This window comes from Streptomyces callyspongiae (assembly GCF_047200695.1).
Lineage (GTDB): Bacteria > Actinomycetota > Actinomycetes > Streptomycetales > Streptomycetaceae > Streptomyces.
The window spans coordinates 95,167-118,232 of the sequence record NZ_JBJZOM010000014.1; the positions used below are offsets into that span (position 1 = coordinate 95,167).

27 protein-coding genes are annotated in these 23,066 nt (G+C 68.7%); 24 read left to right on the top strand and 3 right to left on the bottom strand.

The window, feature by feature from the left end:
• Nucleotides 1-74 precede the first annotated feature (74 nt).
• From ACL06G_RS15440 to ACL06G_RS15490, 11 genes are all read left to right on the top strand, one after another.
• Entirely contained in the window at nucleotides 75-2,174 is a 2,100-nt protein-coding gene (locus ACL06G_RS15440) for a fibronectin type III domain-containing protein (RefSeq protein ID WP_412836133.1), read from the top strand.
• A gap of 74 nt (nucleotides 2,175-2,248) precedes the next feature.
• Entirely contained in the window at nucleotides 2,249-3,058 is an 810-nt protein-coding gene (locus tag ACL06G_RS15445; RefSeq protein WP_412836134.1) for a hypothetical protein, read from the top strand.
• Nucleotides 3,055-3,609: a hypothetical protein gene (locus ACL06G_RS15450; RefSeq protein ID WP_412836135.1), complete on the top strand. Its 555-nt coding sequence runs from the start codon at nucleotides 3,055-3,057 to the stop codon at nucleotides 3,607-3,609. Before ACL06G_RS15445 ends, ACL06G_RS15450 begins: the two co-directional genes overlap by 4 nt.
• A 399-nt stretch (nucleotides 3,610-4,008) precedes the next feature.
• Nucleotides 4,009-5,355: an RNA-guided endonuclease IscB gene (gene iscB / locus ACL06G_RS15455; RefSeq protein ID WP_412836136.1), complete on the top strand. Its 1,347-nt coding sequence runs from the start codon at nucleotides 4,009-4,011 to the stop codon at nucleotides 5,353-5,355.
• Nucleotides 5,348-5,506 carry a hypothetical protein gene (locus ACL06G_RS15460; protein ID WP_412836137.1) on the top strand — a complete coding sequence of 53 codons (159 nt, stop codon included), beginning with the start codon at nucleotides 5,348-5,350 and terminating at the stop codon, nucleotides 5,504-5,506. Before iscB ends, ACL06G_RS15460 begins: the two co-directional genes overlap by 8 nt.
• Before the next feature lie 83 nt (nucleotides 5,507-5,589).
• Nucleotides 5,590-5,745 carry a hypothetical protein gene (locus ACL06G_RS15465; RefSeq protein ID WP_412836138.1) on the top strand — a complete coding sequence of 52 codons (156 nt, stop codon included), beginning with the start codon at nucleotides 5,590-5,592 and terminating at the stop codon, nucleotides 5,743-5,745.
• A 78-nt stretch (nucleotides 5,746-5,823) separates the two neighbouring features.
• Nucleotides 5,824-6,276, top strand: coding sequence for an HK97-gp10 family putative phage morphogenesis protein (locus ACL06G_RS15470; protein WP_412836139.1), 453 nt, complete (start codon nucleotides 5,824-5,826; stop codon nucleotides 6,274-6,276).
• A gap of 10 nt (nucleotides 6,277-6,286) precedes the next feature.
• Nucleotides 6,287-6,784 carry a hypothetical protein gene (locus tag ACL06G_RS15475; RefSeq protein ID WP_412836140.1) on the top strand — a complete coding sequence of 166 codons (498 nt, stop codon included), beginning with the start codon at nucleotides 6,287-6,289 and terminating at the stop codon, nucleotides 6,782-6,784.
• On the top strand, nucleotides 6,781-7,350 hold the full coding sequence (locus ACL06G_RS15480; RefSeq protein WP_412836141.1) for a hypothetical protein: 570 nt from the start codon (nucleotides 6,781-6,783) through the stop codon (nucleotides 7,348-7,350). The genes ACL06G_RS15475 and ACL06G_RS15480 overlap by 4 nt, the downstream gene beginning before the upstream one ends.
• Nucleotides 7,351-7,390: 40 nt before the next feature.
• Nucleotides 7,391-8,329, top strand: a complete 939-nt coding sequence (locus ACL06G_RS15485) for a DUF6879 family protein (RefSeq protein ID WP_412836142.1) — start codon at nucleotides 7,391-7,393, stop codon at nucleotides 8,327-8,329.
• A 5-nt stretch (nucleotides 8,330-8,334) separates the two neighbouring features.
• Nucleotides 8,335-8,784: a hypothetical protein gene (locus ACL06G_RS15490; protein ID WP_412836143.1), complete on the top strand. Its 450-nt coding sequence runs from the start codon at nucleotides 8,335-8,337 to the stop codon at nucleotides 8,782-8,784.
• Between the two features lie 97 nt (nucleotides 8,785-8,881).
• Here ACL06G_RS15490 and ACL06G_RS15495 read toward each other — a convergent pair whose 3' ends face one another.
• Both ACL06G_RS15495 and ACL06G_RS15500 read right to left on the bottom strand, forming a co-directional pair.
• The gene (locus tag ACL06G_RS15495; RefSeq protein WP_412836144.1) at nucleotides 8,882-9,400 is read right to left on the bottom strand and encodes a hypothetical protein; all 519 of its coding nucleotides are present in this window, start codon (nucleotides 9,398-9,400) and stop codon (nucleotides 8,882-8,884) included.
• 104 nt (nucleotides 9,401-9,504) lie between these two features.
• The gene (locus tag ACL06G_RS15500) at nucleotides 9,505-9,795 is read right to left on the bottom strand and encodes a hypothetical protein (RefSeq protein WP_412836145.1); all 291 of its coding nucleotides are present in this window, start codon (nucleotides 9,793-9,795) and stop codon (nucleotides 9,505-9,507) included.
• A 108-nt stretch (nucleotides 9,796-9,903) separates the two neighbouring features.
• On the opposite strand from ACL06G_RS15500, the gene ACL06G_RS15505 reads away from it, so the two are divergent.
• From ACL06G_RS15505 to ACL06G_RS15520, 4 genes are read left to right on the top strand one after another with little or no spacing between them, the layout of a single operon-like run.
• Nucleotides 9,904-12,957, top strand: coding sequence for a phage tail tape measure protein (locus ACL06G_RS15505; protein WP_412836146.1), 3,054 nt, complete (start codon nucleotides 9,904-9,906; stop codon nucleotides 12,955-12,957).
• Between the two features lie 39 nt (nucleotides 12,958-12,996).
• The gene (locus ACL06G_RS15510; RefSeq protein ID WP_412836147.1) at nucleotides 12,997-14,226 is read left to right on the top strand and encodes a hypothetical protein; all 1,230 of its coding nucleotides are present in this window, start codon (nucleotides 12,997-12,999) and stop codon (nucleotides 14,224-14,226) included.
• Nucleotides 14,226-15,308: a hypothetical protein gene (locus ACL06G_RS15515; protein ID WP_412836148.1), complete on the top strand. Its 1,083-nt coding sequence runs from the start codon at nucleotides 14,226-14,228 to the stop codon at nucleotides 15,306-15,308. Before ACL06G_RS15510 ends, ACL06G_RS15515 begins: the two co-directional genes overlap by 1 nt.
• Before the next feature lie 2 nt (nucleotides 15,309-15,310).
• Nucleotides 15,311-15,598, top strand: a complete 288-nt coding sequence (locus ACL06G_RS15520) for a hypothetical protein (protein WP_412836149.1) — start codon at nucleotides 15,311-15,313, stop codon at nucleotides 15,596-15,598.
• 6 nt (nucleotides 15,599-15,604) lie between these two features.
• On the opposite strand, the gene ACL06G_RS15525 is transcribed toward ACL06G_RS15520, so the two are convergent.
• Complete coding sequence (locus tag ACL06G_RS15525) at nucleotides 15,605-16,303, bottom strand: HNH endonuclease (protein WP_412836181.1); 699 nt, start codon at nucleotides 16,301-16,303, stop codon at nucleotides 15,605-15,607.
• Nucleotides 16,304-16,487: 184 nt separating this feature from the next.
• On the opposite strand from ACL06G_RS15525, the gene ACL06G_RS15530 reads away from it, so the two are divergent.
• The 9 genes from ACL06G_RS15530 (at nucleotide 16,488) to ACL06G_RS15570 (ending at nucleotide 22,932) form a co-directional block, all read left to right on the top strand.
• Nucleotides 16,488-18,155, top strand: a complete 1,668-nt coding sequence (locus ACL06G_RS15530; protein WP_412836150.1) for a hypothetical protein — start codon at nucleotides 16,488-16,490, stop codon at nucleotides 18,153-18,155.
• Between the two features lie 151 nt (nucleotides 18,156-18,306).
• On the top strand, nucleotides 18,307-18,774 hold the full coding sequence (locus tag ACL06G_RS15535; RefSeq protein WP_412836151.1) for a hypothetical protein: 468 nt from the start codon (nucleotides 18,307-18,309) through the stop codon (nucleotides 18,772-18,774).
• A gap of 161 nt (nucleotides 18,775-18,935) precedes the next feature.
• Complete coding sequence (locus tag ACL06G_RS15540; RefSeq protein ID WP_412836152.1) at nucleotides 18,936-19,418, top strand: hypothetical protein; 483 nt, start codon at nucleotides 18,936-18,938, stop codon at nucleotides 19,416-19,418.
• A gap of 125 nt (nucleotides 19,419-19,543) precedes the next feature.
• Complete coding sequence (locus ACL06G_RS15545) at nucleotides 19,544-19,849, top strand: hypothetical protein (RefSeq protein ID WP_412836153.1); 306 nt, start codon at nucleotides 19,544-19,546, stop codon at nucleotides 19,847-19,849.
• Nucleotides 19,849-20,388, top strand: a complete 540-nt coding sequence (locus ACL06G_RS15550; protein WP_412836154.1) for a hypothetical protein — start codon at nucleotides 19,849-19,851, stop codon at nucleotides 20,386-20,388. Before ACL06G_RS15545 ends, ACL06G_RS15550 begins: the two co-directional genes overlap by 1 nt.
• Nucleotides 20,389-20,471: 83 nt before the next feature.
• Nucleotides 20,472-21,125, top strand: coding sequence for a hypothetical protein (locus ACL06G_RS15555; protein WP_412836155.1), 654 nt, complete (start codon nucleotides 20,472-20,474; stop codon nucleotides 21,123-21,125).
• 134 nt (nucleotides 21,126-21,259) lie between these two features.
• Nucleotides 21,260-21,769, top strand: coding sequence for a hypothetical protein (locus ACL06G_RS15560; protein WP_412836156.1), 510 nt, complete (start codon nucleotides 21,260-21,262; stop codon nucleotides 21,767-21,769).
• Between the two features lie 301 nt (nucleotides 21,770-22,070).
• Nucleotides 22,071-22,442, top strand: coding sequence for a hypothetical protein (locus ACL06G_RS15565; RefSeq protein WP_412836157.1), 372 nt, complete (start codon nucleotides 22,071-22,073; stop codon nucleotides 22,440-22,442).
• A 136-nt stretch (nucleotides 22,443-22,578) separates the two neighbouring features.
• A complete protein-coding gene (locus tag ACL06G_RS15570; protein ID WP_412836158.1) occupies nucleotides 22,579-22,932 on the top strand; it encodes a hypothetical protein in 354 nt (117 codons plus the stop codon).
• The last annotated feature ends 134 nt before the right edge of the window (nucleotides 22,933-23,066 follow it).

Here is a 23,066-nt window from a genome sequence, read left to right on the forward strand (position 1 = left end):
CGCCGGGCACGACCACTTCTTTCCCGTACCGCCGCCGGACGGCGGGCCAGCACACGAACGAAAGGAAGACGCCGATGGGTACGGTTTGCCCGTCCTTCGTGCGGGGCCGCCGGATGCGCGTCACGCGCCTCGACAGCGGCGGACGCCCCGTCTACGGGCCCTGCAACATGGTCACCTCCTCCGGGTTCATCCAGGTCGAGATGAGCGCAGAGACCGAAGACGGCGAGGAGATCAACCAGACGAACGCCGCCGGCGAAGCCTGCGTTACCGAAGCTCCGTGCCCGCAGCTGAAGTGGCGCAACGTCAGCATCGACTTCTGCCAGGTCGACCCGGACCTGGTGACGATCCTGAACCCCACCTGGCGCAAGGAACTGGACGACGTCGGTAACGTCGTCGGCTGGCGCGGCACGAACAGGCTCACCTGCGACACCGGCTACGCCCTCGAGGTGTGGACGGACATCGGGAAGAACTCCGGGAACCTGGACCTTCTCCGCGGCGGGCAGGGCCGGTGGGGCTACCTCCTGCTTCCGTTCGTCGTCGGCGGCGTCCCCGGCGACTTCACCGTCCAGAACGATGCGCTGACGATGCAGTTCTCGGGGAAGGCGCAGGCCGGCTCCTCGTGGGGCAAGGGCCCGTACCAGGTGATCATGAGCAACGGTCTGCCGTCGCGGCTGATGACGCCGATCGCTTCGGACGAGGACCACCTGATGCGGGTGGTCACCCTCGCCCCTCCAGCCGCGCAGTGCGGCTGCCAGGAAGTCGTCCGCCCGATCCCCGACCCGGCGACCATCTCCATCGAGGGTGTCGCTACGGAATCCCCCCGCCGCACCGTCCGCCTCCGCGTGGACAACCACGGCTTCGGTCCCGTGCTCGTGACGTGGGGCGACGGCAGCCCGGACCAGACCGTGCAGGACGGCGCCCTGGTGGAGCACCAGTACCCCGAGCCTCCCGAAGACGGCCAGGACACCTACACCCTGACAGTGCGGGACAAGCAGACCCCGACCGTGCTGGTGCAGCGCGACATCACCATTCCGCTTCCGCCGGACAACCCCACCGTCACCGTGGCGGTGGACGAGACCGACACGACCCGCCGCACCGTGCTGGTCGACTGGGACAACCACGGCAACGGTCCGGTCACCATCGACTGGGGTGACCTCACCGACCCCGAGACCCTGGCGGACTCCGGCACCGGCCGGAAGCACGCCTACGAGCAGGACGGCTACTACACGATCACTGTCACCGACGTCGACCAGCCCTCGCACCTCACGCGGGTGCAGCTGTCCATCCCGGTTCCGGCCACGCCTACCGTGTCCGACCCGACGGCGGATCCGGCGGACCCGTCCGGCCGTACAGCGGTGATGAACGTCGACAACGGCGGCCGCGGCCCGACGATGATCGAGTGGGGTGACGGGAAGTCGGAGATCGGCCCGTCCGACGCCTCCGACGTGAAGCACCAGTACCCCGCGGGCGGCAAGGAGTACACGATCAAGGTGTACCCGCAGGGCAACCCCGTCGCCTCGGTCACCAAGACCTACGCGGTTCCGGCGGTGGGTCCTGTGGCTCCGACGAACGCGGCCACGGCGGCGGAGCCGACGACGGCGGGCGTCGATGTGACGTACGAGCACGACGGGACCAACGTGACCGGGTTCCGGCTGGAGCGCGCCGAGGGCGCGTCGGGCGGGACGTTCGCGGAGGTCGCCTCGACCAGCACGGCGTCGGACCGGCAGCTGACCGATCCGGGCCCGCTCACTGCGGGGACGACGTACCGGTGGCGGGTGATCGCGCTCAACGACACGGCCGAGTCGCCGCCGTCGAACGAGGCGTCCGGCACCGTTCCGGCGGTGGGTCCTGTGGCTCCGACGAACGCGGCCACGGCGGCGGAGCCGACGACGGCGGGCGTCGATGTGACGTACGAGCACGACGGGACCAACGTGACCGGGTTCCGGCTGGAGCGCGCCGAGGGCGCGTCGGGCGGGACGTTCGCGGAGGTCGCCTCGACCAGCACGGCGTCGGACCGGCAGCTGACCGATCCGGGCCCGCTCACTGCGGGGACGACGTACCGGTGGCGGGTGATCGCGCTCAACGACACGGCCGAGTCGCCGCCGTCGAACGAGGCGTCCGGCACCGTTCCGACGGCGCTCGCCTCGGGCAGCCAGACCAAGCGGAAGAAGTAGCAGGGCTGTCTGCGGGAGGTGCGGCCGATCACCGGCCGCACCTCCCGCACGTTCCCTAAGAGAGGAGCCGCCTTGTGGCGGAGGAGTGGCCGTGCGAGCCGTGGCCTATCAAGCCGTCGTGCTGCCGCGGCTGGCCGGAGGACCCGGAGGAGTGGACCTCCGACCATGTGCTTGCGGTGCAGATCGCCTCGGAAGCAATGTGGCGGCTGACCGCAGGCCGGTACGGGCTGTGCCGGGAGACGGTGCGGCCGTGCCGGAAGCAGTGCCGTACCGGTATCCCGCTGGCGCCGGTCGACGTGGCGTGGATGACGCCCGTGATGCGCGGCGGCAGCATCACGAACGTCCCGGGCGGCTGCGGCTGCGACGACGGTCCGTGCGGCTGCGGACCAATCTGCGAAGTCGCCATGCCCGGACCTGTGCACCAGGTGGAGGAAATCCTGGTCGACGGGCAGCCGCTGCCTCCGGATGCGTGGATGGTGCAGGAGAAGCGGTACCTGATCCGCACCGACGGGGCGTGCTGGCCCGAGTGCCAGCAACTCGACCGGCCCGACAGCGACCCAGGCACGTGGTCGGTGCGCTACCTGCGCGGCCGCCCGATCCCGCCAGGCGGCGTGCGGGCCGTAAGCGTCCTGGCCTGCGAGTATTACAAGCAATGCGCCCAGAACGGGAAGGGATGCAAGCTCCCGCAGCGCGTGACCAGCGTGGAACGGGAAGGGCTGACGTACACGCTGACGGACCCCATGGAGTTCCTGGACCGCGGCCGAGTCGGTCTGGCGGAGGTGGACCAGTGGCTGTCGCAGGTCAACCCGCACGGGCACTGGTCCCCGATGTCCGTGTGGTCGCCTGATCTTCCTCAGCACCGCACGACGGGAGCCGGCTGGTGACCGAAGACTCCGTGCTGCCCGCAGACGAGGAAAACCCGCCGCCGGCGCACCAGGACCTCCGGCTCCTGGCCCCGGTCGCGACCGGACTCCTCGCATGCTTGAACACCGAACTGGACGAGGCAGGACGGCCCGTGACCCGGGCTGCGCTATACCACGGGACGACCGGCCCACCGTGGGACGACTGCGACTGCGAGACCGGTGCCAGGAAAGGACAGGCATGGGTACGCGTCGTGGAAGTGCGGCCGGTGTCGCAGACCGCGTTCAACTCCGGAGGGAAGCCTCTGGGCTGCCAGGTGGACCAGTGGCAGGCCCGGTTCGAGCTCGGCGTCGTTCGGTGCGTCAGCATGCCGGACGACTCTGGTACGCCTCCGACCGGTGCGGAACAGACGGCGGACGCGCTGTCGGCGTACGCGGATGCGGTGGTGCTCCAAGATGCGACTGATTCGTGTGATGTGCTGGTGGATCGCTTGGTTTCAGTTGAAGCTTGGCGTCCGATTGGACCTTCCGGTGGATGCGCGGGATCGACGCTCACTCTTCTCGTGGAACTCTAAGAAAAAGAAACCAGAGAGCCACGAAAGGGCGCTCTGACCTGCGATTTTATGATATGATCAAGGCGCATCGAGGCCAAAGAAAAGGCCTTGGTTTCGGTGGATGCGTCACCCGCTCCTGAATTCCAAGAATTCCGGGTGACCAGCCTGAGTCAATCACGGCGAAACGCCAGAAGGAGGTGCATTCGATTGGCTACGTTCCGCGCGAGCGAGAAGACCCACCCTGCCGTGCTTCCTCAGCGGCAGGCTCTGGAACCGACGTCAGCAGACAACCCCGGGAGCAGGGACGAAACGGGACGCCGGCGCCGAGGTGACTCGGCACCTGGTGCGGGACATAGGCGAGGGGAGATCCGGCCTGCCAGCACCCGGCAGCCCGGACGTCACCCGGAATCCGCTCACGCGGTGGACGGAGAACAGGGCCGTGAGGCCCATCCATCCGTGCTCGTCCTCGACAAGCACAAGCGTCCCTTGCAGCCGTGCAGTCCCGCACGGGCAAGGAAGCTGCTGTCCAAGGGCCGTGCCGTGGTGCATCGGCACGCCCCGTTCGTCATCCGTCTCCGAGACCGCACGACGGACGAATCCACCGTCAGCGGAGTCGAAGTCGCCATCGACCCCGGAGCGGAGCGCACAGGCATCGCCCTGTTCACCGCTCCCGCGCCCGAGGAACGCCGTGGCCTGCTGGCGATCGAACTGACACACCGTGGCGGGCAGATCCGCGACCGCATGACCCAGCGGTCCGCATACCGGCGTGGGCGCCGCACCCGGAACCTCCGGTACCGCGCGCCCAGGTACTCCAACCGAAGCCGCCGCGAAGGCTGGCTCAGTCCGTCCCACCGGCACCGCGTCGACACGACCGTGTCCTGGGCCAAGCGGCTCCGGCGCTGGGCACCTGTGCGTGCGCTTCACGTCGAGCGTGTCGCCTTCGACCTCCATGCCCTCGCAGCTGATCGGCCGTTGCAGGGAGTCGAGTACCAGCGCGGCACTCTCGCAGGCACCGAGGTACGCGAGTACCTGCTGGCCAAGTGGGACCGCTGCTGCGCGTACTGCCAAGCCTCCGGCGTCCCGCTGAACATCGACCACGTACATCCGGTCTCCCGTGGAGGCACGAACCGCGTGTCGAACCTCGTCGTGTCCTGCGTGCCATGCAACCAGGCCAAGACCAACAGGCCGGTCACCGAGTTCCTGTCCCGGAAACCTAAGCGACTCCGCGCCGTCCTGGCCCAGGCCAAGGCACCGCTCCGCGACGCGGCCGCCGTCAACAAGACACGGCGGGCCCTGTGGCGCTCCCTGACCTCTACCGGCCTCCCCGTGCACGTGGCTTCCGGCGGCCGTACGAAGTGGAACCGGCAGCGCAACTCCCTGCCGAAGACACACACGCTGGACGCCCTCTGCGTCGGCCGTCTCGACCGCGTGACCCAGCACCCGAACGCCGTCTGGGAAGTCCGTGCCACCTGCCGGGGCACCTACCAGCGCACGACTCCCGACCGTCACGGATTCCCTCGTCTCATACGTCCTCGCACGAAGCAGCAGCACGGCTTCTTCACCGGCGACCTCGCCCGCGCCACGGTCCCTCGCGGAAAGTGGAAGGGAACGTGGGCAGGACGCATCATGGTCCGCTCGAACGGTCGGCACTCCATGCCGACTTCACTCGGCCGCCTGGACGTGCTGGCCCGTCACCTCCGGCTCATACAGCGTGCCGACGGATACGGGTACAACACGCGACGAGAAGGAAGGCCCGAGGATGGCTGAGGTGTGCGTGCGGGTGGAGACGCAGATGGCCGGCGTGGGGATGCCGGTCGGGTCGGTGGTGCGGGTCGAGCGCACGTCGTTCGTGTCGGCGCTGCTGGCCTCGGGGAACCTGTCGGAGGCTCCGGAGGAGGAGTGCCCTCCCCACTCGTAAATACCCCCTCCTGATATTGTATTTGAGTGTGCGTATAAGTATACTTAAAAGGTACACATCGGATCAGCCCTAGGAGGCTCGCCATGGCCCGCATGTCCGGCCGCGCCTACCGCCTGCCGACCTGCTGCAAGAACTGCGTCCCCGGCGACGCCCGGAAGAACCACCGCCGCCGCGCCCGACGCCGCGAGCAGCGCGAGACCCGGGCGATGGCCTCCGTCGCCCGGCGCCGCCGCGATTGACCGCCCCTCGCCCCTCGGTGCCCCCGCGCTCCTGCGCTCGGGGGCGCCCGCCCGTACCCCGTCCCATGGAGTCCGCTGGTGAGCGAGATCGAGATCCGCATCAACGAGTCCGAGTGGCGGGAGTTCCTGACCGGCCCCCGAGGGGTGCTGGTGCGGGAGGCCCGGCGGCTGGGGAACCGTGTGCTGAATGCCGCGAAGCGGCGCTGCCCGGTGGACGAGGGTCAGCTGCGGGCGTCGCTGGCCATGGCGATCGACGTGCAGGGCCCGGACCGCGTGGTGGTGATCATCGGCTCTCCCCTCGAGTACGCCCGCTACGTGCACGAGGGCACGGGCATCTACGGTCCCCGTGGGCGCCCGATCCGGCCGGTGCGTGCGCAGGTGCTCCGCTTCGAGGTCCGCAATCCCCGCCGCACACCGCGGGGCCGGGGGAACGTGGTGTACGCGACGGAGGTCAAGGGGCAGCGGCCTCAGCCGTTCCTGTGGGAGGCGCTGGTGGAGGTCATCCCCGACGCGGTGCGTAACGGGACGTAAACTCGCGGTCATGGCTACGGATTTCGTGCTGGACGCTGACGAAGAGGACGAGGACACCACCCCGCAGGAGGGCCGCCCCAGCGTCCCCATCCGCATCGGCGGGAAGGTCTACCAGGCGATGTGCCCCAAGGACGTGCTCTGGGCGCAGTTCGCGGCCTCGCAGAACACCCGCGATCCGCTGGAGATGGTCCGCCGCGCGTTCCAGTTCCTCGACGGCGCCTTCTCCAGCGAGGTGTCCTCCGAGCTGGAGCGCCGCTACACCGACCCCAAGGACCCGGTCTCCCTCAAGAACGTCGTCCGGGCCGCTCGCCAGGTCGAAGAGCACTACGGTCCGCAGATGCGTGAGGAGATGAAGGCCCTCGGCCTGGACATCGAGCAGGACTCCGCAGCGAACCGTGAGGAGCGCCGCTCAGAGGAGAAGGCCACCGGCCAGCGCAAGACGACGAAGAAGACCACCTCGGCCAAGCCGCGCCGCCGTACGGCCGCGAAGGCGGCCCAGGCGGAGTGACCTTCGGCCCCTCCGGGCTCCCCCTCGCCTTCACCATCGACGGCCGGGCCTACGAACTCCCGGACGTCGGCACCCGCTACCTGATGGACTGCCTCGCGGCCGGCGACTGGATCGGCCTGGTCCCCGAAGCCGTGGCCCAGCCCGGACGTGACGAACTCTGGTACAGGCTGATCGATGGGCGCGACCCGGCCGACTTCGTTGCGATGCAGCGCATCGTGTGCGCGCTCGCGGAAGAGATCCTCGGCGTCACCTGGCACAAGGCTCAGCGCCTGGCGGCGGCCGCCGCCGAGCACTGGCTGATCTTCGACGGCTGGTGCGTGGAGCACGGCTTCGACCCACTGACCTCCGAACCGCGGCGCGTGCTGGCCGCCATCCAGGCGTGGCTGCGGTCGACGTGCACGGAGGACCGTCAGTGGCGGCAGATCCAGGGCCAGCTGGAGGATCCCGTTCCGCCGGTGCTTCGGCCGTGGGAGACCCCGGACGACGTCGAGGCGCCCGGTTGGTCCGCCGAGGAGGAGGCAGACATGTGGTTCTCGGCCGCCGAGACCATGGCCAGCGGACCATAACCCCACCCTCTTTGAGATAAGAAAAAGATATACTGAGCGCATGAATTTTTCTTCGTTGCCCCGCCGCTCCTACCCCTGCCACGAGTGCCCGTTCCGCCGGGACGTGCCCGCCAAGTTCACTGTCCAGCGCTTCGCCGCTCTCCGCTCAACGAGCGAACAGCCGGACCCTCCTCTCCCACGGGACTTCCTGCAGCAGCCGATGTTCGCCTGCCACCTCGGATCGCCGGGGAGTGGAGAAGACCTTGCCTGCGCGGGATGGCTCGCCACCTCCGCCGAGAACAACCTTGCCGTTCGTCACTCCCTCAGCACGGGCCGCCTTCCCTTCGAATCACTTCGCCCCGGATCCGGCTGGCCGCCCCTCTTCGGCTCCTACGAGGAGATGGCCCTCCTCCACTCCGCCGGGCCGGACGGCGCACCCCTGCTCAACACCGACCCCGGCGCCTTCCGGTCCCTGTTCGAGAACTTCACCTCCAGCGCCTTCCGCCTGGAGACCCGTACCGCGTACGGCGTCCCCGAGGAGGACGAGCCGTTCCATACCTGGCTGTCCGGCGAGGACCCCGGCACAGCGTGGCTGCAGGACTGGCTCGACCTCATGACGGCGCAGACCGGCAACGGCCGAACCGTGCGCCGAGTCCGCGTCGTGGACCACCCTCCGAGCGACTACCTTCGCTTCGAGATCTCCGTCACGCCGCACAACCTCGCGGCTGGCGAGGTCATCCGCTACCTGCCACGCCAACGATCCGACGAACTCCAGCTCCCCGGAAGCGAATTCTGGATCTTCGACCGGCGACTGCTGGTGTTCCTCGCCTTCGGGACCGATGACCAGTTCCTCGGCTTCGCCTCCACCGACGACCCCGCCGCCGTTTCTCGGCACGAACGGATACAGCAGCACGCCTGGTCCGAAGCCCTGCCGTACGAGCAGTATGTGTCCGAGCAACTGACAGATTTGACGCCGTACGACACTGCAGCCGGAGGTTGAGGCTGATGGGAACTGTTCTGGACCCGACGGTGGACATGTCCCCCTGGTGGAGGAGAGATGGAAGTCTGCACAGCTTCTACCTCGTCACTCTCCCGTACGCCGGGGCAGTCGTCCGCGAACTCGCGGGCGAAGGCGCCGTGACCGCCTCCGAGCGGGCCGGGGCGTGGCATTCCGCTCCGGACGGGACGCTCACCGCACCGGGTGGCACCGAGGGCCTTCTGTCCGCGCTCGACCAGGTGGCCCGGCACCCCGCATACACGACGTGGGCAGCCGAAGGCCCCGGGAACGGGAAGTCCGACGCCACCGTCACGGCCGACGGGCACCTGGCGCTGCGGGTACCGTGCCAGGTCTACGGTGTGGACTCCGGCGGCGGCCGCTCCGGAGCGGTGGAGATCAACTACCGGCACCTGGCGGCGCTGCGTGACGCAGTGGCCGCCCTCGTCCCCGCCGCCTGACACACGACACCGGGGCCCAGCGGAACTGAATCCGCCTGGCCCCGGGTCGTTGTCGAGAAGCGCGTGTCCTCGAGGCCGCCCGCTCCCGAGGCGGGTGTCAGCTTGTGCGGTGGTTGGCGAGGTCGCTGATCATGGCGCGCGCCGTTCCCGCGTCCAGGTCCATCGTTCCACGCAGGAACCGCAGGTACGCGGAGTCGAGATCGACCGCCCACACGGTCTCCATGACCTGCGTGGCGTGCTCGCGGGCCTGCTGCACGGTCCAGGTACCCAGCGTCCTCGGCTTGTCTCCGTCGTCCAGGTGGACGACGATGCCCGGCCGCATCTCGCGCTTGTTGAGACCCGGCTGCAGCAGCATCGGCGCGATGGCCGTGCTGTCGAGGTCAGGGCGGTCCTCCCAGACGTCCCGGAGGACACCGACGGCGGCGTCCACGTCGATGTCCGGGAGCGTCGTGAGCTGACGGACGACGGCGGCGTCGTACTCGGCTCGCTGGGCGGCGTCGAAGATGGTGGAGGCGTACGCGAGGGCCGCGTCCTTGTCGAGGATCCGGGAGTGGTCCCTGCCCCAGGCGATCGTGGCCCGGTAGTCGCCGGTTACCGGGTCGGGGTCGGAGGTCACCCACACGTCGCCCTCGTCGGGATCCTCCCTCGTCCCGGCAGGCGGAGTCGACGCGTCTCCTCCGCTGCTGCCTGGGCGCGGCCGGTTCGGCTTCTGGCGGCCCATCAGGCAGTGGCCCCTTCTGCTATCTCGCGGCGAGTTGCGGCGATGTCGGCGGTGAACGCCTCGGCGCTGCCGTCGGGAAGCTCCAGCCGATCGCAGGTGCGGCGCACCGCGGCCTCCGTGACGGCCGCCTCGGCAACGTCGAGCCAGTGGCGGGCGATCTGCTTCACCTCCTCCGGTGTGAGCTGCCCGATCTTCTCTGCCCAGCTCAGCAGGCAGACGGGGGCGCCGGTTTCGGTGTCGACAGCAGGCCGCAAACGCAGATGCGCGGGGGTCTGGGATGTCTCGGTCATGGCGCGAGCCTAACGGCGGCCGGTGACGGGCTGCCCGTACGCTGGTGGGAAGCGCTGTCTGGACAGGTCGGCCGGGCGTGATCCCCCGACCTGCCCTGGGACGCGCTCTTGGCTCTGGCCGATGCCTCGGTTCTGCTGACGCTCTCCGCCTCCGATGTCCGTGAGGAGATGGAGCGTGAGCTGCGGGCTGCCGCGCGCAGCGCTGGGCGTGCGCTGGACGAGGGTCTTCGCCGGTCGATCGCCGGCACCGGGCTGGCCATGGGCCGCCGTATCGCCAGCGATCTTCGTTCCGCCCTGCGGGGTGTGGCGGCAGAGATCGCTCTGGCGGCCGACGTGGCCAGGTTCCGTGCTCGGTTGGTGACGCAGCTTCGTGCTCTCACTGTCGAGGTCCTGCTCGATGTCGACCGCTCTCCGTTGCGGAATCTGCGTGACCTCCAGGTGACGGCGGACGTCGAGGTGGACCGAGACGGGTTCCGCCGGGCTCTGCGGGGGCTGGGGAGCCTGGCCCGGTCCGCGGCCGGGGCCATCGGCAAGACGCTCGGCTTCTCGCTGATTGCTGCTCAGGCCGCGGCGGCGACGGCTGGCCTGGTGCAGTTCACCGCGGCTCTCGCCCCTGCCGCTGGGGCTCTCGCGGCGTTGCCTGCTGCTGCGGCGCTCGGCGCTGCCGCGGTCGGCACGCTTGCCGTCGCGCTGCGGGGTGTTGGTGACGCGTTCGGTGCTGCGCTGACCGGCGACGCGCAGGAGTTCTCCGAGTCTTTGGAGGGGTTGGCTCCGGCCGCTCAGTCCGTCGCCCGGGAGCTGCGCGGGCTGAAACCGGAGCTGGCTGGGATCCAGCGTGCCGCGCAGCAGGCCCTGTTCGCTCCGCTCCAGGGCCAGTTGACCACGATTGCGAAGAACCTTTCCGGGCCGGTGAAGTCTGGTGTGCGGGGTGTCGCGGCCGAGTTTGGCAACGCGGGCGCGGCGGTCGCGGAGTTCGCCGCCGAGTCCGAGACGGCTGACGCCGTCACTGCTGTGTTCTCCACGCTGCGCGGGCAGCTCCAGAATCTGGTCCCGGCGATCCAGCCCGTGCTGGCCGGGTTCCGCTCCATCACCGTCGGCGTGCTGCCGGCGTTCGACCGACTCTCTGCGAAGGTCGCGGAACTGGCGACGTCGTTCGGGCAGTGGATGCAGCAGGCCGGTGACTCCGGCCAGGCCCTCAGGTGGGTTGAGGACGCGTTCGCGGTGTTCTCCCAGCTCGGGACGATCCTGTCCGAGCTCGGCGGGATCTTCGGCTCGGTGTTCTCCGCCGCGCAGGCGTCCGGCGGGAACCTGCTCAGCACTCTCGGGCAGCTCCTGGCGGGGGTGAACGACTTCCTGTCCTCTGCTGAGGGGCAGGACGCGCTGCTGTCGATCTTCAGCGCGCTCAGCCGAGTCGGGGCGCAGCTCGGTCCCATCATCAGCGCGCTCGGCAGCGCTCTGGCGGCTGTGGCACCGCAGATCGCGGACATCGCGGTCGCGCTCGGTCCCGGGCTCGCCACTGCGATCGACGCTCTTGGTCCCGCGTTGGCCGCGCTCGGTCCCGGGCTGACGGCCATCGCGTCTGGGCTGTCTACCGCTTTCGCCTCGCTCGGCCCGGCTCTCCAGCCGCTCGGTTCCGCTCTGTCCGGCATCCTGTCCTCCTTGTCCCCGCTGTTGCCGGTGATTGGGGAACTGGCGGCTGTTGTCGCGTCAGCCCTTACCGGTGCCCTGCGGGTCCTCATCCCCATCTTGCAGCCCGTCGTGGATGCCCTGGCCTCCGCGCTGCTGCCGATCCTGCCGAAACTTGCCTCCGCTGCCCTGCAGGTGGCATCAGCCCTGACACCGCTGGCGGCTGCCCTCGGAGACGGGCTGGGCCAGGTTCTCTCGCAGGTCCTTCCGCCGATCCTGGAGCTTGTTCCCGCCCTGCTCCAGGGCCTGATGCCGGCCTTCCGGCAACTCATCGGCGCCTTGACCCCGTTGATCCCGCCGCTGACGCAGATCATCGTCCAGGGCTTTCAGCCGCTTATCTCGATCTTGCCCGAGCTGATCCCGCTCGTAGTGCAGATCGTCTCTTCCGTCGCTGAGCTGGTGGCTGCTGCCTCGCCGCTCATCTCGATCCTGCTGCAGGTCGTCGCCGCGTTCCAGAAGTGGGGCATCGCGAACGTGGTCCTCCCGATCCTCAAGGGGATCGTCGCAGGGCTCGGCCTTCTGGTATCGGCCCTGACCACGGTGGTCGGCTGGGTGACCAGGGCGGTGAACCTGATCGTGGCGCCGTTCCAGTGGCTCTACGACACGCTGGTGGGCCACTCGATCATCCCGGATCTGGTCAACGGGATCATCGACTGGTTCGCGGGGCTGCCGGGCCGTCTTCTGGGCGTCCTCGGGTCACTGGCGAGCCAGCTCGCCGGACTCTTCGGCCAGGCGATGTCCTCCGTCGGCCGCGCGGTCCTGGCCGGTATCACCGCGGTGGTCGGGTTCTTCCTCCGCCTTCCGGGCCGGGCGGTATCCGCGGCTTCCTCGATCGGCGGCCGGCTGGTGGGCATGTTCACCAGCGCGTTGTCGCGGGCTCGAGGCGCCGTCTCTTCCGGTATCACCGCGGTGGTCGGGTTCTTCCTCCGTCTCCCGGGCCGGGCCGCGAGCGCCGTCGGTGGACTCGCGGGGCGGGTTTCCGGCGTCATCCGCGGCGCGATCGGCGCAGCGAAACGCGCGGCCAGCGCCCTGATCAGCGGCGTAGTCGACCTCTTCCGTGGACTGCCCGGCAAGATCGCTTCCGCGATCGGCAACATCGGTTCCCAGGTACGGTCTTCGATCAGCGGCGGACTGGGAAAGCTCGGCAGCCTCATCGGCCTGCGGAAGGGTGCCGTCGTCACCGGCCCCACTCCGGCGCTGATCGGTGAGGCCGGCCCTGAGGTAGTGATCCCGCTTCGGGACAAGCGCCGCGCGATGCAACTTGCCCGCGAATCCGGGCTGATGGCGATGATTTCCCAGCAGACCGGGTCCGCAGTGGCCGCCGCCCAGCAGTCTTATGCAGTGCGGTCCGGGCCGACGGAGACGATCGGCGGCGTCCACGTGAACGCTCCGATCACCGTCACCACGTACGCCGCGGACCCGGAGACGGTCGCGTACAAGGTCCAAACCCGCCTCGCCCGATTGGCGGTGAGCTGACCCTTGCTACCCGATTTTGCGAGCCTTGCCGGAGTCGAATTGGTCTCGACAACTCGGGCCTACGCCTACAGCCGTAGGCTGGGAATGAACCTGCGCTGCAACCCGTGCCCCGAGCTGCCTCAGGCCCTCGAGGACGACCCCTACGTTGCACCGGCCATGGACCCGGCTCCGTGGTTCGACGCCCTGGTTCCGGCATCCGCGTCGCTCGTGGGGTTCGTCGGCCTCGGCGTGGACGGCCTGGACCGTGCGCCAGTCTCCCGTTCTCCGGTACCCCTGCTGACCGATGGCAGCCTCCTCGGCCCACTGCGCCGCCCGCACCGGGAGATCACGTTCACGGTGCTGATACTCGGCCTGGACGAGGCCGCCATGTCGTACGGAATCTCATGGCTTGCCTCTGCCCTGCGTGGCAGCCTGTGCGTCGGCCAGTCCTGCGGCGGCGACACCCTGTGCATGTTCTCCTCGTGCCCGCTGGTCACTCCGGGGAAGGGCAACCTCGGAGACTCCGAGCTACGGATGCTCTACGACGTCGGGCTGCTGGAAGGCCCGTCGGTGCTGGAGAAGACGAAGCTCAACCGCGGGCTGATGGCCACCGTGCAGTTCACGCTCGTCGCGGGCACTCCGTACATCTACCAGTTGCCGCTCGCCGTCACGCCGGACACTCCAGAGTCGTGGCTGCCGATCGGCCGGGACGGCACGGCGATCGTGGACCCGAAGGGCCCAGACCCGGAGTTGTGCCAGCCGGCGGCGGACTGCCTGGACGACCCGGAGTGCCCGAAGGCTCCGCTGCCTCCGCTTCCTCCGGCGCCGACCGACCCGTGCTTCCCCACCGACCCGTACGAGGCTCGGCGGACAGTGGTGACGATCCCACCCTCGCAGATGCCGGACTGGCAGGAAGTCGTCCCGGTCATCACTGTGCGCACCGGCGCGAAGGTCGCGCGGCGGCTGACGGTGCGGTTCCACGTCAATCCTGCCGGGCTGGACTGCACGGGCCCGATCGACCCGTGTGCGTCGTGCGCGGACATCTCCGCTGCCTACCTTCCCTCCGGGTCGGAGCTCGTGGTCGATGGCCGGGTGCAGCGCGCGTACGTGGACTGCGGCGGCGGCGGGACAGCGGAACCGGTCCTGTACGGGCCGGGCGGCGAGCTGTTCGAGTGGCCGGTCTTCGAGTGCTCCACCGGCCTGTGCATCGAGATCATGGCCGACTCCGGGCAGATCGCTGACGACGCCACTGCTCAGGTTCTCCTCGTGGCCCGGGAGGACGCTGCCTGATGCTGGGATGCGCGCAGAACTACCAGGTTCAGCTCCACTGGCGGCGTGGTGAGCAGGTCTACGCCTCCACCTTCGACGGCACGAGGAAGGTTGAGTGGGGGCGGCGACTGTGCGAGACGTCCGAGTCGATCGTCACCGTCGGGAAGCGGCTGGCCGGCGCTGAATGCTGCCGTCTGCTCGGCCGGGCGCAGCCGTGGGCACACGAGATGAGCGTGTACCGGGACGGTGACCTGGTGTGGCAGGGGCCGCTGACGAACGTACGGGAGCGGCGCGGGGACTTCATCCTGCAGGCCCACGACATCACCGCGTGGGCTGCTCGTCGGTGGGTGAATCGGACCGTGTCCGAGGAAACCAAGGACATCGCCCGGCACGTGGAGTGGCTGTTCGCCAGCGTCATCGGGGATGACGGCGAGAACATCCTTCCGTACGTGCAGGTGCGTGATGCCGGTATTCGTGAGCCGTGGGCGTTCAAGAAGTTCTCGCGGTACGCGCTGGATGAGCTCATCCGCATCGCTGATCTCGGCGTGGACTGGACGACCGTCGGCCGGCACATGCTCATCGGCCCCGAGGCCGACAAGAACACCCCGGCGCAGGGCCAGTTGTCCACGAACGACTTCCTGTCCGACCTCGAGATCGAGGTCAACGGCATGGCGGCCGCCACCGACGTCGCAGCGGTCGGTGACGAGGGCAAGGTCGGCCGGGTCGGTGGCTGGACGGCGACGTGGGACCGCCTGCAGACCCTCATCTCCGTGCCGGGAGAGAAGAGTGAGGCCCGGTTGCGGAACATCGCCTCCACCCATGTGCGGCAGGCCCGGCCTCCGCTGACGGTGCTGCGCATCCCCGCCGACGCGGCCCTGAGCCCCACTTCGCAGGTGGAGATGCGGCAGCTCGTGGCAGGAGAGAAGTTCGTGATCACCGCGGCCGACTTCTGCCGCCCCGTGCGGGTGGGGATGCGGCTGGCTCAGCTCCAGTGCACCTGGGAGGCCGGGCAGGGGGCGAGCAGCGGCGGCGAGAAGGTCGGTGTGTCCTTCACTCCGCTGCGCGGCGAGGAAGTCGAAGACGAAGGTGAAGGAGGCGTTTGACGGTGGCTCTGGTGAACCGCAGGCTCGCCAGCCTCGACCAGACCGCGATGCGGGACCTGATGCGGGACTGGACCGCAGCTGCTCGGGAGAAGGTGCGGCTGCCCGGCGACATCGTCCCGGTCGAGACGGCTGGCGGCTACGCGGCAGCGGTGTCCGGCCCGGTGCGGGTTGGTGAGCACTGGGAGCTGACCGAGGACGCCGACGGTCGCCTCGTGGCCGTGCACGAGACGGGGCGCAGGGTCGTGCTCGCCTCCGTGGCGAGCAGCAGCACACAGGACGAGGAGGCGTAGGCGATGTCACGTATCGAGTCCGTCCCGCTGCCGCTTCTTCTTCCGCTGCCTCTCCGCCTCCCTTTCCCTGTGGCAGGTACGGCACCTCCGTGCCCCGGTAGAGGGACGGACATAGAGGTTCTCTCCTGTGTACGGGTGCCCTGCCGGGCAGTGGGTCTTCGCTCTGTGCATGGCCGGGGCGCCTTCTGTTCCACGCCTCCAGTTGTCGACTGCTTCGCTCGGTGCGAGGTGGCTGAGCTCGATGCACGCCCGGTGCCTGCACGAGTGCCCTCCTGCGCACGTCCCCAAAGCCACAGCTCGGTTGTGGCAGGTGTGATCCACCGTCACGCTCTCGGGTATCGGCCCGTGCTCCTCCGCAACAACGATGCGGTGGGCAAGATGCATGCTTCCGTCACCGAGCCGGACCCTCACGTATCCACGAAGTCGGGTGCCATAGGCGGGGATGAGACACCCCTCCTCCGTGCGCTGCGCCGATTCCGTCAGCTTGGCGGCCACCTCCGTGGGTCCTTGCCTCACCTCTGCGTGGTAGCAGCCCGGGCACCTCTTCGCCCGAGGGTGCTTCGGCGCCCCGCACGCGCAGGGAGGCGCCTCCCTCCTTCGACGTGCATGCGTGCAGGGGTTACAGCGCGTCGAGCGGTTGGTGGTCACGAATTCACTGCCGCAGTCCCGGCAGGTTCGCCCCCGAGGTTCATGTGTCGATGCCATGACCTCATTTTCGCAGGTGGTGAGGACAATAGCTAGGTGTGGATGCGCTAGTACCTGTTCCTGTGCGGTGACCGGTGGGTCCGGTATCCGCGTTACCGGCAACGGCTCTGCGAACACGAACACCCCGTACGTGGTCAGCTTCGTCGGTACTGACCCGGCGGCGTGCCAGGCGGTGATGACGTGCGTGGGGAAGAACGTCGGGCAGGGCCTGGCCTACAGCCCCGCCACGCACCAGCTCTCAGCGCGGTTGTCCAGCGACTCCGGGAACGCGCTGACCTTCGGGTCGGACGGTGGTCTGTTCGGCAGCGGAGGCGGCGGCCCGGCGCCGGTGGCGTGCCGGAAGAGTGTCGCGGGCCTGCCGGCTACGGGCGTCGTCGGGGCGGAGTCGTTGGCCGGGTTCTTGCACCCCTTCAACAGCCCGTACGGACTGGACTACTGCTTGCAGCACGACATCGACATGGTGCATGTGCAGGTCGCGGCGACGGTCGACGGGGCGGCGTGGCTGGCCGAGGGGTCGGACGGTGAGGTGTCGGAGGGGCGGTCCTCGCTCTACAAGACGGAGCCCGCCAGGCGGCTGCAGTCGGACACGATCACCTCGACCCTGAATTTCGCTGGTGACGTGGACGACCCGAAGTGGCTGCTCTCTCCTCCGGACCGGAACACGCGCGGAGGCGGCTGGTATGGGTGGCTGGCTCCCCGCTACCAGAACTGGCTGCTGCCCGAGTTCCTGCAGCGTCTCGACGGGAAGGCCGTCGCTTTCGTTTCCTGCACGGCGTCAGGGGCTCCGGCCACGGAGACGTCGAATCTCACGGCTGCGCTGCGGGCCGTACGGCAGAAGTGCGCCCAGCCCTGGACCATGCTCGCGATCCAGGACCTCGCCAACGCGACGACTGTGCTGAACGCCGGGGTGGCCGCGTGCCTGACGCCAGGACGGCCGACGTGGGGCACGACAGACCTGCCGTACCCGGTGGCAGATGTGCAGACAGCTGGGGTGAAGTGGATCGCGCTGTCGATGTACTACGCCGACTCGGTGTTCGCCACGTACCGGGACGCAGGGATCAATGTTCTGGCTACTGGTGTGTCTCGGCATTTCCACCGGCAGCGGTTCGAGGCGCTGAACATCCGCGGGGCTCTGTCGGGTGACCCGGTGTACTACCGCGGCCCGTCCACCTACGACTACCGGTCCAACATCGCTGATCCGTGGGCGCAGCGGCGGCCGGCGCTGGGGCAGCTGACACTCCTGACGGATCAGAACATGGTGCTCGGTGACCGCAAGCGGGGGTTCCCGAAGAAGTCTCAGGAGGGCATTTTCATCGAGAACGACTGGGGAGGCGGGCTCGGTCTTCCCTCCGTTCTGTGCGGCTGGCGCTGTCCTCTTCCGAAGTCGGACACGTACTCGATCGAAGTGGACATCATGTTCGACACGCTGCCGGAGAGCGGCGGTGGCGGGAAGATGGCGCTGCTCTTCGGCGCCGCGACGGACCAGGACACCTTCCAGTGGACGCCGGAGTATCAACTTCCCCCGGGAAACATGTCGATGTACCGGGCGTGGCAGCGGCATACGGGCCAGATCGGTATCGGGAAGTGGCACGAGACGACCGGCGAGTGGAACGTTCTGGCCGAGCTGGACACGCCCGCAGTTGCGGTGGGGGTGTGGAACACGTACCAGCTGGACGTGACGCCGGCTCGGGTGACGTGGACGCGGAAGACGATCGATTCGGGTCCGTACACGATCTTCACCGAGGACACTACGTACCGGGGGCCGTACTTCTTCTGTGAGAAGGAGGAGTTGACCGCGCAGTTCCAGGGCGGGTTCCGGCGGGTGCGGTACTACCCGGGCGGTATCGCTTAGCTCCTCTCGTTCTCGGCCTCCGGCGCCCTTCTCCTTTCTGGGTGTCGGGGCACCCCAACCCCTAAAATACCCCCCTCAAATATTGCATTTTCTGTCACCTTAAACTAGAATTAAGACACAAGGAAAGGGCAAAACGACCACTGGAGAACCCATGTCCGAACGCGATATCACCACCGGTCAGCACGTCACCACAATCCTCGGCCGCGGCTCCATACGGATGCACAAGGGCGTAGTGGCCGAGACGTTCACCTCCCAGGGCGGCGACGGCGGCTCCCCTCAGGAGCTGGCGGCCGTCGACTGCCTCTGCGGTCTGCGCCACTCCCTCCCGGCCGGCGACTTCACGGCCGTCAAGCCGACCCCACTGCCCGAGCGGCTCGGCGGACCCGTGATCGTCTACGGCGACCCGTTGTTCGGTCTGTGCGCGCAGAAGTGGTGCCAGCAGTGCACCTACCAGCGCGCGGAGTTCTCGATCGAGCACCCGGCCTCCAGTGAGCAGTGGTGGTTCTGCCACCGGCACAGCATCGGAGAGCGCGTGGAGGCGATGACGCGCTGGCTGGACCGCCTGCTGAGCGAGTACGGCACGTGGGAGGCGTGGCGCCGGGCGGTCAACTACTCCTGAGCTCCCGGTGAGGGCGCCGGCATCCCTGCCGGATTTCGGCGCCCTCTCGTGGACTTCCCCTCCACGTAAATACCCCCATTGAATATTGCATTTGAAGTGCTGTTCATTTAGGATGAAGGCACAAGGAAAGGCCAGAAACCACCCTGCAGGAGGGCCGCTTGATGATCCCCCAGCCCGACACTCGCCCGACCGAAGCCGGTGACCGAGTCCGTGTCACCGTCACCCGCCCCGACCAGCACCGCGAGCAGCGTGACGGCACTGTGGAGGAAGTCCTCTCCCACACCCACGACGGCGTCCGCGTCCGGACCGCCTACATCGCGCTGGACGACGGCGGCATGTCGATCCTGGAGGCGGGCTCTGTGGTCCGCATCCTCACCGACGACATCGACGGCTTCACGATCACCACTGCCCCCGCATGGGCGGCCGACCTGCTGGACGAGCGTCCCCGACCGACGCCGTGGTGCTGGCAGTGCGACCACGGCACGGCGTCCCTGATCCTCCAGCACTCCGAGTCCGGCGAGTACGTGCACGCCTGCTCTGGTCACGCCGACGCCCACGGCCGCGCGGAGTTCGCCCTGTACCTCGGCCGCCTGCTGGCGCACGTCGGCTCCTGGGAGGTCTGGCAGGCCGCCCACGCCGGGTAGCCCGCACACTCCCCTCTCCGCACCGGCCGCTGGGCCCTCGCCCGGCGGCCGGTGTCTGCTTGCGCGGGCCCGAGGGCCGCGCCCGTCTGCGCTCCCGGCCCGGGAGCCCAACTGGAAGGACGACCATGACCACCCCTGCCCACGACCACGGCCCGGACCCCGAGGCCGACGAGGCGCGCACGATCGCCGAGACCCTGCCCAGCCTCTTCTACGCGGAGGTCCGCGCACTCCTGTGGGAAGTCCACTCCGTGACCGAATGCCCGCGCTGGTCACCGATCGAGATCGGCCCCGTTCACCGCTGGGGTGAGCCCGGCGAGACAGCTACCGCGCAGGACCTGTCCTCGCTGCTGACGGATGTGCTGCTGGACGACATCGCCACCGAGGACTTCTCTCAGGTCCGGCTGTGCCGCTGCTGCTCTGAGCTGTCCTGATGGGGGGCGTGGTGCTGGAGTGCGGCCTCAACGTCGGCGGCGAGGGCCGCTGCTGGCGGTCCTTCTGCCGCGGCCCGGTGGAGGCCGCCGTCGAGCACGCTCCCAGGGAGCCCGGCAGGCGCGTTATCGAGCCGGTCGGCGTGTGCCGTCCGTGCGCGGCCGCGTGGGTCCTGACGCCTCGCGCGTACGACAAGCTGCGGGAGACTTACCGCGGCTCCGGCGCGATGCCCTCGGTACTGAGCGAGCGGACGCACCGCGTGCGGGAGCTCACCGCCCTGGAGCGCGAACAGGTGCGGGAGAAGGCGTCCACGCCCCGGCGGGGCGGACCGGAGGGCGTCATCGGTGAGTTCCGTTGGGCGGTGGAGAACTCCTCCTTCGTGGTCATCGACGGCATCGAGGTCGACCTGTTCACTGCCTCGCTGGTCGTGGCCGTCCACGACGGGCTGCAGAAGCCGGAGAACCGGAAGCGATTCACGTCCCATCCGGTGAGCGTCATGATCGGTATGGCGCTGAGGCTGGCGCACCGGACCTGCTCGTGAGCCCTGCGCCCGGAGCCTCCCGCTGGCTCCGGGCGCCCGCCCGTCCCCGCTTGTACTTCTCTTGCTGGAGGATGAGTTCGTTCATGAGTGAGTCGTTCATGCCCGACGCCCCGGCCGGGGTGCGGATGCTGAGCTGGGCACTTGCCCGAGCCGGTGACCACATGGATCCCGGCGAGCTGGCCTACCTCGCCTTGACGTCCAAGCCGGAGCTGGCGATACGGGACCGGCTGGCCTGGCAGTTGCACAAGCTGGTGCCCCGTGCCGTGGTGGCGCGGGAGTGGCGGGCGCCGGGCGCTCCCGGCCGGGACCGGACTGACCTGGCGGTCCTGGATCCCGCCGGGCGGCGGCCTCTGCTGCTGCTGGAGTTGAAGGCGGCGTACACCTTCGACTTCGCCTCCGACCACCTGAGCAGCGCCGGGGCGTACCGGGAGCGTGTGGCCGGCGATCTGGACAAGGCGTACCAGGCCGCGGGCGGGCAGGAGTCTGTGGCGCTGTACGGGCTGCTGCTCCTCATCCACCCGCACGGGGTTCCGGCGGATGTGCCGGGCACGGTGAAGTACGGCCCCGACATCTCGCGGTCGCTGCGCGGTCGCGACCCTGGTGAGCTGCGGGAGGCGGCGGTGAAGCGGGCCGGTGAGGGGCTGCGTGAGCTGGGGCCGGTGTGGTCCGGGTCGCTGCGGGGCGGGTCGGCGTTCGGCGTGCGGGTGAGCGTGGAGTGGCTGCTGGTGAAGGCGTAAAGGTGCGCTGACCTGGCGTTTTATGTGGTGCACCTCACAGTAAATACCCCCTTCATATATTGCATATAAGCGGTGCATTTACTAGGTTTAAGTCATCACCAAATAGCTCACGCACCACCAACCCGGGAGGAACCATGGGAATCCAGTTCACGGCCACACTGGAGGAGTCCGCCGGCTTCGTCGTCTCCTGCTTCTGCCCGGAGGTGGAGGTCCGCGCCCCGCGGTTCGACTCCTACGAGGAGGCCGCCGCCGTGACGCGGATTGCCAACGCACAGCCGGAGCGCCCGGGGCTCCCCGGCTGCGAGGACCCCGAGCTGTGCGGGATGTACCCGCTGTACCCGGTGCCCGTCGATTCGGCCGGACCCTCCCCCGTGACCGACCTGCACTCCCAGAACGCCGCGCGCATCCTTGACCTCCTAGGCATGCCCGGCGACGCGTGCGGCGAGATCCCGGCGGACGACCTACTCGGCCGCGTTCTGGTAGCGCTCGCCCTCACCCCCGAGGACGCCGGAACCCCTACGCTGACGGACCGCAACTTCACCTACGTCGGGCGCAGCGCCGGGCGCCTGCAGCTCCACCTGGAGAGCCTGCACGAGCTTGCGATGTGGTGCCGCAGGCGCGGGCGGACCGTGGTCTGGGGGTAGTCCTCGCACCGGGTGCTCCAGTCGTTCCCCTCCACAGCACCCCTGGGCGGGCCCGGGGCACGATGCCGGATGCGGGACCGCCGTCCGCGCACCCGGCCGCTGGTAGGCACCTCGGCGCCACGCCTTCTACCCCTCCGACGCGGCCTTCACCCTCTCCGCCCTCACACCTCCTCTGATCTGCTCTTTTGTATGGTGCACCTCACATTAAATACCCCCCTTGTATATTGCATAAGGATACTCCTTCATATAGGCTTAAGTCATCAAGGAACACACCAACCCAACTCAGAAGGGATACAGCTACATGACCGACAACCGCGAAGCCCTGATCGAGTCCGCCACGGAAGCCCTCGAGTTCGCGCTCCGGCGCGAGGTCCGCGCCCGCCAGCGCGCGGCCGAGGCTCTGACCGGCGACAACCCCTTCTCCGAGCAGGACGTCGAGCGCCTGCTGTCCGTCCAGGCCCAGGCTCAGCCCTGGCACGAGGTCGAGAAGATCGCCGGCACCGGCGGCAAGGACCTCGTGGACGCCGTCATCACTGTCCGCCGCGAGATCACCAGGAACCTGATCCAGCGGCACGAGCGCACCTCGACCAGCCAGCTCGTCATCGAGATGGACCGGCTGAGGCGACAGGCCGAGCGCGAGTTCCTGACTGAAACCGTCCAGTACGAGAACTGACGGCACCCACCCCCAGAGAGGGGGCCGGAAGCAACGCGCTTCCGGCCCCCTCCTCTCTTTGCACCGGCGTCACAGCACCAGCTGCGCCACTCACACCGAGCAGGTGCGGAACCTCCGCGCCAGAAGGGAACTCGACATGAAGCGCTTCCACGACCTTGAGGCTCATCCGCCGCGTGGCGGGCTTGTCATCCACTACACCGACGACTCCGGACGTGAGCCGCACCTTGAGGCGCTTGACGGCCCCGCGCAGATATGGCGGGCCATCAACGTCGCACGCGCCTTGTGGCGCGACCGGGAGGCGGCACGGGTGCGCTCCTTGTACCTGTCTCGCACGGAGCCGGCGATCCGCCAACTCTTCGATCCGGTACGCAAAGGCACCGACACCCTTCCGTACTGCCCTTCCTGCGGCGACGGCAACCCGTGCTCCAGGCCCGACTCCCACGCCTCCCAGGTGATGGAGCAGGTCCTGGATGTGCTCGCGGCCCCGTGAGTCCCCTCGGGGGAGGGCGGTGGGGCGTCTTCCGGGGCGCCCCACCCACTAAATACCCCCCCCGTATATTGCTATTGAATCTTGGAAATGCTAGGATGAGTACACAAGGAAAGGACGTTGTCTCCCACCCTGGA

Coding starts and splice junctions, on each gene's coding strand:
- ACL06G_RS15500 (WP_412836145.1), bottom strand. CDS start 9,795: ATGACCGAGACATCCCAGACCCCCGCGCATCTGCGTTTGCGGCCTGCT.
- ACL06G_RS15515 (WP_412836148.1), top strand. CDS start 14,226: ATGCTGGGATGCGCGCAGAACTACCAGGTTCAGCTCCACTGGCGGCGT.
- ACL06G_RS15460 (WP_412836137.1), top strand. CDS start 5,348: ATGGCTGAGGTGTGCGTGCGGGTGGAGACGCAGATGGCCGGCGTGGGG.
- ACL06G_RS15540 (WP_412836152.1), top strand. CDS start 18,936: ATGATCCCCCAGCCCGACACTCGCCCGACCGAAGCCGGTGACCGAGTC.
- ACL06G_RS15525 (WP_412836181.1), bottom strand. CDS start 16,303: ATGGCATCGACACATGAACCTCGGGGGCGAACCTGCCGGGACTGCGGC.
- ACL06G_RS15565 (WP_412836157.1), top strand. CDS start 22,071: ATGACCGACAACCGCGAAGCCCTGATCGAGTCCGCCACGGAAGCCCTC.
- ACL06G_RS15550 (WP_412836154.1), top strand. CDS start 19,849: ATGGGGGGCGTGGTGCTGGAGTGCGGCCTCAACGTCGGCGGCGAGGGC.
- ACL06G_RS15490 (WP_412836143.1), top strand. CDS start 8,335: ATGGGAACTGTTCTGGACCCGACGGTGGACATGTCCCCCTGGTGGAGG.
- ACL06G_RS15535 (WP_412836151.1), top strand. CDS start 18,307: ATGTCCGAACGCGATATCACCACCGGTCAGCACGTCACCACAATCCTC.
- ACL06G_RS15475 (WP_412836140.1), top strand. CDS start 6,287: ATGGCTACGGATTTCGTGCTGGACGCTGACGAAGAGGACGAGGACACC.
- ACL06G_RS15440 (WP_412836133.1), top strand. CDS start 75: ATGGGTACGGTTTGCCCGTCCTTCGTGCGGGGCCGCCGGATGCGCGTC.
- ACL06G_RS15555 (WP_412836155.1), top strand. CDS start 20,472: ATGAGTGAGTCGTTCATGCCCGACGCCCCGGCCGGGGTGCGGATGCTG.
- ACL06G_RS15485 (WP_412836142.1), top strand. CDS start 7,391: ATGAATTTTTCTTCGTTGCCCCGCCGCTCCTACCCCTGCCACGAGTGC.
- ACL06G_RS15465 (WP_412836138.1), top strand. CDS start 5,590: ATGGCCCGCATGTCCGGCCGCGCCTACCGCCTGCCGACCTGCTGCAAG.
- ACL06G_RS15560 (WP_412836156.1), top strand. CDS start 21,260: ATGGGAATCCAGTTCACGGCCACACTGGAGGAGTCCGCCGGCTTCGTC.
- ACL06G_RS15570 (WP_412836158.1), top strand. CDS start 22,579: ATGAAGCGCTTCCACGACCTTGAGGCTCATCCGCCGCGTGGCGGGCTT.
- ACL06G_RS15545 (WP_412836153.1), top strand. CDS start 19,544: ATGACCACCCCTGCCCACGACCACGGCCCGGACCCCGAGGCCGACGAG.